The organism is Cuneatibacter caecimuris (genome assembly GCF_004216775.1).
GTDB lineage: Bacteria > Bacillota > Clostridia > Lachnospirales > Lachnospiraceae > Cuneatibacter > Cuneatibacter caecimuris.
This window is the reverse complement of the sequence record NZ_SGXF01000004.1, coordinates 76,371-89,261: the sequence shown is the minus strand read 5'-3', so window position 1 is coordinate 89,261 and position 12,891 is coordinate 76,371. Positions and strand designations below refer to the sequence as shown.

The window sequence follows — 12,891 nt, the reverse complement described above, 5'->3', positions numbered from 1 at the left end:
GGCAAAATAATGAAGAGAGTTAAAACAGTTGCTTTGTTCCTCTCCCTTGCCATGGTGTTCATACCTATGGTTACTGGTACACAGGCTCAGGCCGCCGACGGGCAGGAAAAGGACAACGGCATGGTTATTAGTAAAACGGCCCAGGCCAATATGGACGGCAGCTATACTATCACCCTGGAAGCCTATGCAACCGGAAGTAAGATCACAACAGAGACAAAGAAAGATGTTCCTACTGACGTCATTCTGGTGTTGGATCAGTCCGGTTCTATGTCTGAAGATATGTTTTCCTATAGCTTCCAGGAATACACAAATAGAGACAACGATGATTATTATGGACTACGGCATAATGGAGCAAGAAATTCAAATCTGTATTTTCCACTTGAGGATGGCGGATATGCCACTGTTTCTGTAATCAGAGCACGTCCGTACATTTATACAAAATGTCCGGACAATTGGAATAATGATGCACAAGGATCATGGCCAAACTACAGTCCGGATGATTACTGGAAGTATGCCGACAGTCTCTTTGTTAAAACTGGAGAGGAATATCAGAGAGTTGAACTGACCCGTTCTCGGGATTGGCAGGGATACACCTATACCTATACCTTTCCCGACGGCTCGACTGTTGTCTGTCAAGGCAGTGATCAGTCCCCTGATTTCGGTGATAAAGGCCCTCTCTATTATCGCACGGAAAGCAACAGGGGCGAATATACCTATACATACACCTACACCGACGAAAACGGCATAACCCAGACCATAGGCATATCTACCGGTGCGAATACCCAGCCGGAGTTTACCCTATATCAGCGGTATGCATCTTCTAGTACATCCCGGTTAGAGGCGCTGCAAACCGCCGTTGCCAACTTTACCAACAGTGTTCGGGCTAAAGCTGCCGGTGAGGATGGGATAATTGGGACGGCTGATGACGTAAACCATCGTGTCGCTGTTGTCGGATTTGCCACTGGCAACCGGGGGCAAAGTGGTTATCCGGCATATGAGAACACAGAGGTTTTTGTTGGCTCACAGCAATACAATTACAATTCCAACGCCAGCGGCTACTACGATGACGCATTACAGAATATGGACACTGATGCGGGCTATAACAATGTAATCGCTTCTAAAAATGCTTTGGATGCTCACGGTGCAACTTATCCCAACTACGGCCTTGAAATGGCAAAGGGAATTTTTGATGCAAATCCCTTGCAGGAAACGGAAAAGCGCAATCGGGTTGTCATTCTTTTTACCGACGGTACGCCGGGATATAGCAGCTATGAAAGTGACGTTGCCTCGGCTGCCGTTGATGAGGCTGATACTCTGAAAAACATGGGTGTGACTGTGTATTCGGTTGGAATCTTTGAAGGCGCTGATGCGACTTCTGCGGGCATCGCCCAAGGAGCGGGCAACAGACAGGCAAACCAGTTTATGCAGGATGTGTCCTCCAACAATGGCACGCCACGTACCCCCAGTTACTATCTTTCTGCTTCTGACGCGGATACCCTAAACTCTATTTTTCAGCAGATATCCGACCAGATTGAGGAAGGAGGCTCATCCACCACTCTGGACGGGGAAACCGTAATTAAAGACATCATTTCTCCTTCCTTTACATTGCCCGAAGGTGCTGATGCGTCTGAGATTATGCTGGAAACCTATGCCTACGGCCAGGATGGCAAATGGACAAAGAACAACAGTGCCATGGGCGCTGCTGCCACTGTCAGCGGCGACAGAGTAGATGTTACCGGCTTTGACTTTGCGGCCAACTGGTGCGGCACAGAAACAGCAGCGAATGGAGACGTAAACTACCGCGGCAATAAATTGGTGATTTCCTTTACCGTTGAGCCAAAGGCTGGTTTCCTGGGCGGAAACGGCGTACCCACCAACAGCAGCGCCGGGATTTATGAAAACGATGGTGCTGATGAACCTGTGTTTATCTTCCCTGAACCAAAAGTGGATGTAGAGATTGGTTCCATCACCGTTACTGCCCCAGATAAAGACGTGTACCTTCTTCAAAACATACCAGCTGCTGATCTTCAAAACGGTACTGCTTCTGTCGGGGATGTGGTGCTTGACCTGTCCAGGGCTGATGAGAACTATGGCCTGGAAGCCTGGCAGACTGCCTATGTAGAAATCACGGCAGAGGTCATGGACAAGGATGGGAATGCGGTTGCAAACGGCTTTACCGGGTTAACGGAAGATAGTGAGTACACAGTTTCCCTCAAGGTTTCTCCCAAGACCGAGGGTGATGCTATGGAGCAAACTGGCAGCGGTAAGGGGAACATCCTTGTCTATAAGCCGGAATTGACCTATCAGGACAGTGAGGCCTGGTACGGAGCCGATGTTCCCACCGATTTTATCGAAAATCTTACGTATACCAAGTGGGTACACGGAGAAACGGAAGCCGACATAAATAAGATGGGCAGTGCTCCGGAATTGACTTTTGTCTATACCCCTGATGAGACCAAGGTTAAGGATGCCAAGATCAATACTAAGCAGGATGTGCCTGTGGATGCAGCTGTCAGGATCGGTAATACCGATGTAACAATGCATACAGCCTTCCAGCATATCAATTGTACCGGTCAGTCCTGTGAAGTGCCCGGGAATTACGAATTCCTTCTCCACATAAATACCTGCAGGCTTACTGTTACCAAGACTGGCGGCGCTGAGGGCGAGCCATATGTATTTACTGTGAAGAAAGATGGCCGGAAATATTCGGAAATTACCATCGTAGGTAATCGCAGCGAAACGATTGCCGAGCTGCCGGTGGGTACTTACACGGTTACCGAGGACCAGGGCTGGAGCTGGCGCTATGACAGTGACAACGGCACAGGCTTTGTACTGACTGCGGAACATCCCAGCGGAAGTATTACCTGCGCCAATACGAAAATCAATAACAATTGGCTCAACGGTTTCAGCAATGTTGTAAAAAACATTTTCAGCACTGAGAATTATGGAGGGAGGGAAAAATATGGATCACGAAAAAAATAAAGTTCGATATATACAGACAAAACGTCGGCAGCGCATCATAAAAGCAAGAATGCTGTTTTTCTCCCTCCTGCTGGTCGTAACTCTTGCTGTCTGTGGGACAATGGCCTACCTGGGCGCTCAGACTGCGCCGGTAAACAACACTTTTATTCCCTCCCGCGTGACCTGCGAGGTGTCAGAGGAATTTGACGGAATCAACAAGAAAAACGTCAATGTTACCAACACTGGAGACACAGAAGCTTACCTTCGTGTGAAGCTGGTGTCTTACCGGGTAAGTGACCAGGGACAGCATATCGGCGGCATAGCGGAGATCCCTGCTTTTATTCCCGGAACCAACTGGGTAAAATATGGCGAGTATTATTATTACACTTTGCCAGTGGCTCCTGGCAAAAAGCCTGCTGCAGATTTGATCGGCAGTATCGCTCTGATCGGCAGATATACTGATGCTGATGGCGGCAGGCAGGTTATCGAGGTGATGGCAGAGGCCATTCAGAGCGGGCCGGCCGAAGCGGTCGGGGACTCTTGGGGCGTCAGTATTTACCCGGGCAGCGTCACTGCATATCAAGGTTAAGGAGGTGCGGGAAATTGAAACTGGAAAATACTGCAAAAAAATGCTCCTCGCTCCTGCTTATTCTGCTGATGGTCATGAGCCTGTCGCTTACGGCCTTCGCGGGGGAACCATCGGTAACATTTAAGGGCCTTGCGGAGGGCTTCGAGTTTCAGACTGGCAGCCAATACACTGCTTCTGATCTGTTTGATGGATTCAAAAATGTAATACCCGGTGATCATCTGTCGGAAATCATTCAGATTAAAAATGCCGCGACAGACTGTAACTATATCAAGCTTTACATGAAAGTGGTTGTCCATGATGAATATGGTAATCCGCTGACCTACAGTGAAAGCGCTGAAAATGCCGACGGCAAAGATCAGGCCAATATCGATAACCAACGGGATGAAACCGTGGCCACGATGCAGGATTTTCTGTCCAGGCTGACTATGCGCATCTATAACGGCGCCCAGCTCATTTATGAGGCATCTCCCGACAAGGCGGGCGCTTTGGCAGATCATGTTTTCCTGGGAGATCTGCGCGCAGGCGAAACAAGCCAGTTGAAAGTAGAACTTGATGTGCCCGCCGAGCTGGATAACAAGTATGCCAATTGTGTGGGAGAGGCGGACTGGGTTTTTCTGGCGGAAGGTATTGAATATGAAAAGCTGACGGTTCATAAGGTGTGGGACGATAACGGAAATCCCGAACGGCCCGACAGCGTGGATGTCTGGCTTCTGCGGGACGGCAGACTTTTTGAAACTGTGAGTCTGAGCAAGGAAAACCAATGGACTTTTACATGGGACGGGCTGGACGATCAGTACAGTTGGACGGTGGAGGAGGAAACTGTCAAGGGATATGAAGTTTCCTATAAGATAAAAGACAACACAGTGTTTATAATCAACCATAACGACTATATCCCGGTCCCTGCGCCAAAACCTGTGGATTTGACGGTGAAAAAGGTCTGGTCTGATGAGAATAACAAAAATGGAAGCCGTCCGGATTTTGTAACCGTTACTCTGTTTGATGGAGACCATGCTGTAGAGAAGGTCACTCTGAATGCCCGGAATAACTGGAGCTACAGATGGGAGAATCTGAATGGAAGCGGTAATTGGAGCGTTGTGGAGACCGGCATTCCAAAAGGTTATACCCCCTCTTATTATAATCAGAATGGTGTTGTGACCATTACGAATACGGCATCCTTGATTCATACGGGCCAGTTAAACTGGCCAGTCCCCGTGATGAGCATTCTCGGCCTTGTGCTCATTGTATACGGCGTAATGGTGATTGCCAGGAAGCGAAAGGATAAACATGCCTAAAAAATCAGGCATTGTATACCTATTTGCAGGGATAGCGCTGATTTTTTCAGCACTGTCCCTTTTCCTGTACAACTGGCGGAAGGATGTACAGGCGGGGCAGAAGGCCGAGAAACTGCTTTCCTATGTGCAGGCCGTCATTCAGGAAAGAAAACCTGCTGCCCCTGCAGAGATTATATATAATCCTTCTGCACCACAGGAGGCCCTTCTCCCGGAGCTGCCTGTTACGGAGATCCAGGGCTACGGATATGTGGGCTATATTACTATCCCTGATCTGAAGCTAGAATTGCCGGTAATGTCCGAGTGGGACTATGATAGACTGAAAATCGCCCCATGCCGCCAGTTTGGCTCCTCACGGACGGACAATTTGGTCATTGCGGCTCATAACTATAAAAACCATTTTGGAGATCTTTCTCAGATTGAAACGGGCGATACTGTGATTTTCACCGATATGGAAGGAATTGAAAACCTCTATGAAGTCACATTGGTGGATACGCTGAACCCTACGGAGGTAGAAGCCGTCCAAAATAGTGGGCATGATTTGGTACTCTATACCTGTACCTATGGCGGAGTGGCACGGATAACGGTGTTCTGTGACAGGCCCGAAAAAGATTCTGATACTACTGACTCTGATTGAAAGGCAGAAGTTGTATGAAACAGAAACAAAGTAAAAAACCCGTGTTGAAGCATAAGTGGGCTAATCAGCACCCTGAAAGCTTTAAATCCGGAGATGATTATGAAATATGCGTTTTGTGCAGAGCTATTACAAATGTACCTAAATCAATGCCGGTAGAAATGCGCAGTGATTATATTCCAGGGGCCGGGCAGCTCTGCCACGAATGCGCAGTACAGAATGCGGAAGAAGAACGGACTGCTATGAAAAACGGATTTGTTTATACGATGTCACTGCATGACTATGATGATTAGCAGTAGAAAGCTGGTATTGTAAAAGCTTTCTGTATTTAAACAATTACAGCCGCAAAATCGAAGTGGGCTAAATTAGTTTTATTCCTGGAATCTCATCCCGCCATGGAATAGAAGGCGCCGCCCCTCTGCGGGAAACAGCGATGGCGGCTGCCTGTGAGGCGATATCCAGTGCGTATTTCACAGAGCCGCCCCGTAAAACTTCAGAAAGAAAGTAACCGGTAAAGGTATCCCCGGCGGCTGTGGTATCCACTGCTTTTACAGGATAAGCAGGCTGGTTCAGAACCTGTCCGTCTGCCGCGCAGCAGGAGCCTTCTTCCCCAAGGGTCAGCAGAATTTTAGAGGAGGGGAATTCCTGCTGCAGCGCCTGGATCAGCAGTTCTTTGCCGCATTGATTTTCCGGCAGCCCGGTGAGCTGGGCTGCCTCGATTTCATTGAGCAGGAACCAGTCCACATGCTGCAGGTTTACAGTTCTGATGACCTCGTCCATGGGGGAAGGATTCAGGACAATGACCATTCCCTTTTCATGCCCCGCTTCAATCAGCTCATTCAGACAGCTGGTTTCATTTTGCAGCAAAAGCCAGTCGCCCTTTGAAAAATCCTTCAAAACCAGGTCAATCTGCTGTTTTCCCACAGCCCGGTTGGCCCCTCCGTACAAAATAATACAGTTATCCCCGGAAGAATCATTCTGTATGATTGCGTTGCCTGTGCGCATATCAGAGAGGACAGATACATAACGGGGTTCCGCTCCCGCCTCTTTCAGCTGCTCCAGGAGAAAGCGCCCGTCTTCCCCGATACAGCCGGCATGAAATACCGGGACGCCCGCCCGCCCCAGAGCGATGGATTGGTTGAGTCCCTTGCCGCCGCTGAAAACCTGGAGAGAACGGGAAGAAATGGTTTCCCCTTTGCGCACAAAGTGATCTACCCGGTAAACATAATCAATATTGAGTGAACCAAAATTCAGAATCTTCATCCATAACTGCCTTTCTGAAATTTAATAACGCAGCCGCCCTCTTTTCTGCCGCCGCTTCCGGTCATTCCTGTTTCTGGGAGAAAAGAACCTGGCCAGCAGGTATATGCCCAGGCCCATAAGAATCAGAACCACAGCGCCCAGAATCAGGAGCCAGAGTCTGAGGACAATCAGCCTGGAACCCTGTTCCAGCGCTTCTTCAGCCGGGTGATACTGAGTCTGGGTGTTTTTTTTGTAAATCAATTCGCCTTCTTCATGGGCGGAGGCCATCAGCACTGCTTTTCCCAGGGGATAACCCTGATAGGTGTAGGTCAGTGTTCCAGCGGTCCCGTTTTCCTGCTGCTGGTAAGAGGCTTCTGCTTTCAGGTCGGAAAATTGAAGCGTATCAGGCAGTACCACCAGTGAGGAACCATCCATATGAAAAGAAGCCAGTTCGCCGGTCTGGGAAGCCAGAGGGCTTACGGCCTGGGTTTTTCCTGCGGCTCCCGCGTCAGATGGGCGGACACAGGAAAAATGTGAAAAAGCGTAATCCAAAAGTTTCTGTGTATCAGCATATTGCATGGAATCTTCCCCATGCAGAGTGACTACGATAATTTCCAGAGAATCTTTCTTGGCATAGGTGACGAGACAGCGTCCGGCCTCGGGCGTGGAGCCGGTTTTACCTCCCAGTACATACTGGCTGTAATAGGGAGAGCCCTTGCGCAGCATCAGATGCGTGGTAGCCATTGGCCTGACTTCTCCGGTCAGATTTGTGGCGGGCAGCACATAAGTAGGGGTAGAATCCACTGCCATAAAAGCAGAGTTCTGGGCGCAGGCAGAAAAGATTTTTGCCAGGTCATAGGCGCAGGTATAGTGCTGGGGATCGTGAAGCCCGCTGGGATTGGTAAAATGGGTGTTAACGCAGCCCAGCTCCGCAGCCCTGGCGTTCATCAGGGACGCGAACTCTTTCACGTTTCCCGATACCTGTTCTGCCAGAGCATAGGCCACTTCATTGGCGGAAGGCAGAAGAAGCCCATACATACATTGCTGGACAGTCAGCTGTTCCCCTGCCTTAAGTCCGATATGGCTGCTGCCGGGGGTCAGGCTGGAGATTGCTTTCTGGGAAATCGTGACAATATCGTTCATAGAACAGTTTTCCACGGCCAGCAGCCCGGTCATAATTTTCGTAGTGCTGGCAGGAAAACTGGATGCCGTGGCGTTTTTTGCATAAAGCATGACGCCGGTATTCACTTCCATAATGACGGCGGCCTGGCTGTTCAGTTCAGGCTGGGCGGGCCATTGATCCTCTGGAAATGATTCCAGGATGGAATCCACATCTTCTCTGACAGCTGCCCGGGCGGGCAGGGCGGCAAAGCCCAGCAGCATGACGCAGGCCAGCAGGCAGACAGAGAGTTTGGTCAGGTATTTATACATTGTATCAGGAACCTTTCATTCGTTTGATGACCTTCAGGCGTGTGAAATCCTCCCGCTCTTTTTCTTCCAGCGCGTTCTGGATATTGGACGCCAGAGACTGGTAGGACGGGATGGTGATATTCTGCAGGGCGTTAGCCCGTTTCTGGGTTTTTTTGATGCTGGCGGCCAGCCGGTAGGCGCTGTTCTCGATCATGGACAACCGGATGGTCAGCTCCTTCACCCGCTCAAACCCCAGCCGTGCGGCATCCAGGGATTCTCTGGTGCTGTAAAACGCATAGGTGGGCAGGTTGGAGTCTTTTTGATATTCTACCAGAGGGATTTCCGTTCCCATAATGCTTCTGGTCTTGATGCGGACGGAGCGCTCCACCGGAACGGCAGCCGCAATTTCCGCCACATAGCTGATTCCCAGCTGGATATTGGCCCGCTGCAGCGCCGCGTAGGCCTGGGTAAAAGTGCGGTCGATCTCGGACTGGATGTCCCTGGCCTGGCCGATCAGATCCATCAGCTCCCGGATCAGGATGTTCCGTTTTTTATCCATCAATTCATAGCCCTGCCGGGCCAGCGCCAGAGAATTTTTTGCAAGGATCAGATTTCCTTTTGTGGGAAATGTATTGGGGTCCACAATTCAGCCTCCTTTCAGGGCTCATGCGGTCAGCTTTGCTGAGACTGTTCGCCCGCCGGCCTGTAAAACTCGTCTAACAGCTTTGTATCCACCCGGTCCAGTTCTTCTCTTGGCAGCATGCCTAAAAGCTCCCAGCCCAGATCCAGCGTCTCTTCTATCGTGCGGTTCTCGTATACGTCCTGTCCGATAAACCGGCTTTCAAATTCTCTTCCAAACTCCAGATATTTTTTATCCAGAGAGGAAAGCTCATCTTCTCCAATGACAGAAGCCAGTGCCCTGGCGTCCCCCACCTTGGCATAGCAGGAAAACAGCTGGTTTGCTAAATCCTGGTGATCCACTCTGGTGTAGCCTTCTCCGATGCCGTCTTTCATCAGGCGGGAAAGGGAGGGCAGCACATTGATGGGAGGGTATATGGACTGGCCGTGGAGGGCCCGGTCCAGCACAATCTGGCCTTCTGTAATATATCCGGTGAGGTCCGGAATGGGGTGGGTGATGTCATCCCCTGGCATAGTGAGGATAGGGATCTGGGTCACAGAGCCGTTTACCCCCTGGAGGATTCCGGCCCGTTCATAAATCGTTGCCAGTTCGCTGTAAAGATAGCCGGGGTAACCTTTCCGGGAGGGGATTTCGCCCTTGGCAGAGGAAACCTCCCGCATGGCCTCACAGTAAGAGGTCATGTCCGTGAGGATTACCAGGATATGCATATTGCACTCAAAGGCCAGGTATTCCGCCGCGGTCAGGGCCATTTTGGGGGTGATCAGCCTCTCCACCACTGGATCGTTGGCCAGGTTCAGGAACATCGCCACATGGTCGCTGACGCCGCTTTCCTCAAAGGTGCGGCGGAAGAACTCCGCCACGTCATATTTCACGCCCATTGCTGCAAATACAATGGCAAATTTTTCATCAGAATTTTCTCCCAGGGAGGCTTGCCGCACAATTTGTGCGGCTAACTGGTCGTGGGGCAGGCCGTTTCCCGAAAAAATAGGAAGCTTCTGCCCCCGGATCAGGGTGGTCAGCCCGTCGATGGCTGAAATCCCGGTGCGGATATAGTTTCTGGGATATTCCCTGGCTACGGGATTTAAAGGCTTGCCGTTGATATCCCTTGTGACTTTTGCATGGATCGGCCCCAGATCGTCAACGGGCTGTCCGATGCCATTAAAGGTGCGCCCCAGCATTTCCGGGGACAGAGCCACTTCCATAGGATGGCCCGTGAGCCGTGTATGCGTATTATGCAGTGAAATGCTGTCCGTGTTTTGAAAAACCTGGATGACCGCGCGGTTCTCATAGATTTCCACAATGCGCCCCAGCTTTTTAGTGGTTCCGTCCACAATAATTTCCACGATTTCATCAAAAGCGGCGTCCTGAACACCGTCCAGCACAATCAGAGGGCCGTTAACTTTACTTAAACCTAAATATTCAATTGACATTCAGCTTCCTCCTTATGCGTTGCGGGCCATTACCTGTTCGTAGAATTTATCAATTTGTTTTTTGTACTCATCGAACAGCTGCAGCTTGTCATTGGGCACGTCATACTTAATAGAAATAATCTTTTCAAAAATGTTGTCTTCTTTTAAAATGGAGACAGGCATTCCCATGGTGACCAGAGCCCGGCATCTGCGGTACAGGTAAAGAATAATCTCCATCATTTTCAGCTGCTTTTCCATGGGCACGCAGGTGTCGTCCTGGTGAAAGGCGTTCTGCTGCAGGAAACCCAGCCGGATGACCCGGGTGATCTCCAGCACCAGCTTCTGATCGTCAGGCAGCACGTCAGAGCCGATCAGCTTGACGATCTCCATGAGTTTGCTTTCCTGGTTCAGAAGAGCCATGATTTCATTCCTGAAGTGGACAAAATCACTGCCCACATGCTCCGCGTACCAGGGGGCCAGGTCAGTCAGGTATTCACTGTAGGAATTCAGCCACTGGATGGCGGGAAAATGCCTGGCGTAAGCCAGCGCTTTATCCAGAGCCCAGAAGCAGCGGACGAAGCGCTTGGTATTCTGGGTAACCGGTTCGGAGAAATCCCCGCCCTGGGGGGAGACCGCACCGATAATGGAAACGGAACCTTCGGAACCATTCAGATTCTGCACCATTCCCGCCCGCTCGTAAAAAGCGCAGAGCCGGGAGGCCAGGTAGGCCGGGAAACCTTCTTCCGCGGGCATTTCTTCCAGGCGCCCGGACAGTTCCCGGAGGGCCTCCGCCCAGCGGGAAGTGGAGTCCGCCATGATGGCCACATGGTAGCCCATATCCCTGTAATATTCCGCCAGGGTCACGCCTGTATAGATGCTGGCTTCTCTGGCGGCCACCGGCATGTTGGAGGTATTGGCAATGAGCGCAGTCCTGTCCATCAGCAGGTTCCCTGTTTTGGGGTCGGCCAGCCTGGAGAAATCCTCCAGAACCTGGGTCATTTCATTGCCCCGCTCGCCGCAGCCGATATAGATGATGATATCTGCGTCGGACCATTTTGCGATCTGATGTTGGGTCATGGTTTTGCCGGTGCCGAAGCCCCCGGGCACTGCCGCGGTCCCGCCTTTCGCAATGGGGAACAGGGTGTCCAGAATACGCTGGCCGGTGAGAAGGGGTTGAGAAGCCGGAAAACGTCTGGCGATGGGCCTTGGCACCCGGATGGGCCATTTCTGCAGCATGGGAACCTGCTGTTCCGATCCGTCCGGCAGCTGCAGGGTTAACAGAGGCTGTTCAATGGTGTAATCGCCGTCAGGGACTGCGGAAAGCACCCGGCCCTCCATCTGCGGCGGGATCATCACCCGGTGGACAATGGAAGGCGTCTCCGGTACTTCCGCGATAATTGTTCCGGCGGATACCTCCTGGCCGGGTTTCACGGTGATATGGGTCCGCCATCTCTTCTGACGGTCCAATGAATCTACGCTCACGCCTCTGTCAATATATGCGCCGGATTTTTCGGCAATGGCTTTCAGCGGGCGTTCGATGCCGTCAAAAATATTGTGCAGGATTCCCGGGGCCAGCAGCACAGATATGGCATCTCCGGTGGCTGTCACCGCTTCGCCCGGGCGCAGCCCTGCGGTTTCTTCAAAGACCTGGATTGTGGTGGTATCGGCAGTCAGCCCGATGACTTCCCCCACCAGCTTTTCCTTTCCTACATACACCATTTCGGACATTTTAAATCCCGTGTCCCCCTTCAGGTAGACCACGGGGCCGTTGATGCCATGGATGACGCCGGTTTTATTTTCCATCGCTGTCCCCTCCTTCCGGTTCCAGGATGAAATTCTCCCGCGCCTGGGACAGCTTTGTCTGGAACGAATTATCGATCAAAACCTTTCGGGAGGGGATTACTGCCCGGGTTCCCCCCATGAAAGAATAGGCGCTGATTTTCAGATTGCAGCCTGTGGCAGCGGATAAGGTGTTCTGCAGCCTGGCGTCTGCCGGGTCCAGATAGACCACAAAATCCGCCCCCCTGGAAAATTCCTGGGCGGCTCTGATCTGCCGCGCCAGAAGTTCTTCATATTCGGAAGAATTCATAAACTCTTCCAGCCTGTTTTTCACTTCCACAAATAATTTATCCGCCAGCTCTTTCTGCTTTTTGCTGACAGTTTTCCGGATTTCCAGCCGCTGCAGAGAGAGCTGCTTGTTGCTTTCCCGGTTCAGCCGGTCGGTTTCGGTCTGGATTTTCAGAGAAGCCTTCTGGCGGCTCTCTTCTTTATGCTCTGCAAATACCTTTTCCAGCGCGTCCTGATAGTCTTTCAGGGTTCTGGAACTCTGCCTGCGGGCGTCCGTCAGGGCGGTTTCCTGGAAATGCAGCAGCTTTTCTTCAGTGGTCAAGGCATTCACCTGTCTTTCTATAATTTCAGCCCAATGGCCTCGTTGACATAATCTGTAATAAAATTCGGTTTGCGGCCTGTACCGTGCCGGTCAGGGATTTCTACAATTAACGGAAGCCTGCGGTCCAGCTTCAGCTGGTTGATATCCTCCGGAAAATCCCTGGAAAATTTCTCTGTCAGCAGCAGGATGCCGATTTCTTTGTCCGCGAAAACCGCGTCCAGGGCGTCCAGAAGCTCCTGCCGCTCATGCACGACCACGCCTTCCACGCCTGCCAGCCGCATGCCGGTATAGGTGTCGATATTATCGCTGATCAGAAATAATTTCATGC

At 51.2% G+C, this 12,891-nt stretch carries 12 protein-coding genes; 5 read left to right on the top strand and 7 right to left on the bottom strand.

Features of this window, described 5'->3' with window-relative positions; translation table 11 throughout:
- Positions 1-9: 9 nt before the first annotated feature.
- From EV209_RS10555 to EV209_RS16365, 5 genes are all read left to right on the top strand, one after another.
- Complete coding sequence (locus EV209_RS10555; protein WP_130435431.1) at positions 10-2,982, top strand: VWA domain-containing protein; 2,973 nt, start codon at positions 10-12, stop codon at positions 2,980-2,982.
- Positions 2,963-3,550 (top strand): hypothetical protein, encoded by a 588-nt coding sequence (locus EV209_RS10550; protein ID WP_130435430.1) that lies wholly within the window; start codon positions 2,963-2,965, stop codon positions 3,548-3,550. The genes EV209_RS10555 and EV209_RS10550 overlap by 20 nt, the downstream gene beginning before the upstream one ends.
- A 14-nt stretch (positions 3,551-3,564) precedes the next feature.
- The gene (locus tag EV209_RS10545) at positions 3,565-4,842 is read left to right on the top strand and encodes a Cna B-type domain-containing protein (RefSeq protein ID WP_130435429.1); all 1,278 of its coding nucleotides are present in this window, start codon (positions 3,565-3,567) and stop codon (positions 4,840-4,842) included.
- Positions 4,835-5,476 (top strand): sortase, encoded by a 642-nt coding sequence (locus tag EV209_RS10540; protein ID WP_130435428.1) that lies wholly within the window; start codon positions 4,835-4,837, stop codon positions 5,474-5,476. Before EV209_RS10545 ends, EV209_RS10540 begins: the two co-directional genes overlap by 8 nt.
- A gap of 146 nt (positions 5,477-5,622) precedes the next feature.
- Entirely contained in the window at positions 5,623-5,766 is a 144-nt protein-coding gene (locus tag EV209_RS16365; RefSeq protein WP_165388900.1) for a hypothetical protein, read from the top strand.
- A 67-nt stretch (positions 5,767-5,833) separates the two neighbouring features.
- Here the strand turns inward: EV209_RS16365 and EV209_RS10530 are convergent, their stop codons facing one another.
- From EV209_RS10530 to EV209_RS10500, 7 genes are read right to left on the bottom strand one after another with little or no spacing between them, the layout of a single operon-like run.
- Positions 5,834-6,736 carry a ribokinase gene (locus EV209_RS10530; RefSeq protein ID WP_130435426.1) on the bottom strand — a complete coding sequence of 301 codons (903 nt, stop codon included), beginning with the start codon at positions 6,734-6,736 and terminating at the stop codon, positions 5,834-5,836.
- A gap of 21 nt (positions 6,737-6,757) precedes the next feature.
- Positions 6,758-8,146, bottom strand: a complete 1,389-nt coding sequence (locus tag EV209_RS10525) for a D-alanyl-D-alanine carboxypeptidase family protein (RefSeq protein WP_130435425.1) — start codon at positions 8,144-8,146, stop codon at positions 6,758-6,760.
- Between the two features lie 4 nt (positions 8,147-8,150).
- Entirely contained in the window at positions 8,151-8,768 is a 618-nt protein-coding gene (locus EV209_RS10520) for a V-type ATP synthase subunit D (protein WP_130435424.1), read from the bottom strand.
- Between the two features lie 29 nt (positions 8,769-8,797).
- Positions 8,798-10,195 (bottom strand): V-type ATP synthase subunit B, encoded by a 1,398-nt coding sequence (locus tag EV209_RS10515; protein ID WP_130435423.1) that lies wholly within the window; start codon positions 10,193-10,195, stop codon positions 8,798-8,800.
- A 12-nt stretch (positions 10,196-10,207) separates the two neighbouring features.
- The gene (locus EV209_RS10510) at positions 10,208-11,977 is read right to left on the bottom strand and encodes a V-type ATP synthase subunit A (protein ID WP_130435422.1); all 1,770 of its coding nucleotides are present in this window, start codon (positions 11,975-11,977) and stop codon (positions 10,208-10,210) included.
- On the bottom strand, positions 11,967-12,563 hold the full coding sequence (locus EV209_RS10505) for a V-type ATP synthase subunit E (protein ID WP_130435421.1): 597 nt from the start codon (positions 12,561-12,563) through the stop codon (positions 11,967-11,969). The genes EV209_RS10510 and EV209_RS10505 overlap by 11 nt, the downstream gene beginning before the upstream one ends.
- A gap of 17 nt (positions 12,564-12,580) precedes the next feature.
- Positions 12,581-12,889, bottom strand: a complete 309-nt coding sequence (locus EV209_RS10500; RefSeq protein WP_130435420.1) for a V-type ATP synthase subunit F — start codon at positions 12,887-12,889, stop codon at positions 12,581-12,583.
- Between the last annotated feature and the right edge of the window lie 2 nt (positions 12,890-12,891).

Excerpts from the sequence above, each read along its gene's own strand:
- EV209_RS10555 (WP_130435431.1), top strand. The coding sequence starts at position 10 with ATGAAGAGAGTTAAAACAGTTGCTTTGTTCCTCTCCCTTGCCATGGTG.
- EV209_RS10550 (WP_130435430.1), top strand. The coding sequence starts at position 2,963 with ATGGATCACGAAAAAAATAAAGTTCGATATATACAGACAAAACGTCGG.
- EV209_RS10540 (WP_130435428.1), top strand. The coding sequence starts at position 4,835 with ATGCCTAAAAAATCAGGCATTGTATACCTATTTGCAGGGATAGCGCTG.
- EV209_RS16365 (WP_165388900.1), top strand. The coding sequence starts at position 5,623 with ATGCCGGTAGAAATGCGCAGTGATTATATTCCAGGGGCCGGGCAGCTC.
- EV209_RS10530 (WP_130435426.1), bottom strand. The coding sequence starts at position 6,736 with ATGAAGATTCTGAATTTTGGTTCACTCAATATTGATTATGTTTACCGG.
- EV209_RS10525 (WP_130435425.1), bottom strand. The coding sequence starts at position 8,146 with ATGTATAAATACCTGACCAAACTCTCTGTCTGCCTGCTGGCCTGCGTC.
- EV209_RS10515 (WP_130435423.1), bottom strand. The coding sequence starts at position 10,195 with ATGTCAATTGAATATTTAGGTTTAAGTAAAGTTAACGGCCCTCTGATT.
- EV209_RS10510 (WP_130435422.1), bottom strand. The coding sequence starts at position 11,977 with ATGGAAAATAAAACCGGCGTCATCCATGGCATCAACGGCCCCGTGGTC.
- EV209_RS10500 (WP_130435420.1), bottom strand. The coding sequence starts at position 12,889 with ATGAAATTATTTCTGATCAGCGATAATATCGACACCTATACCGGCATG.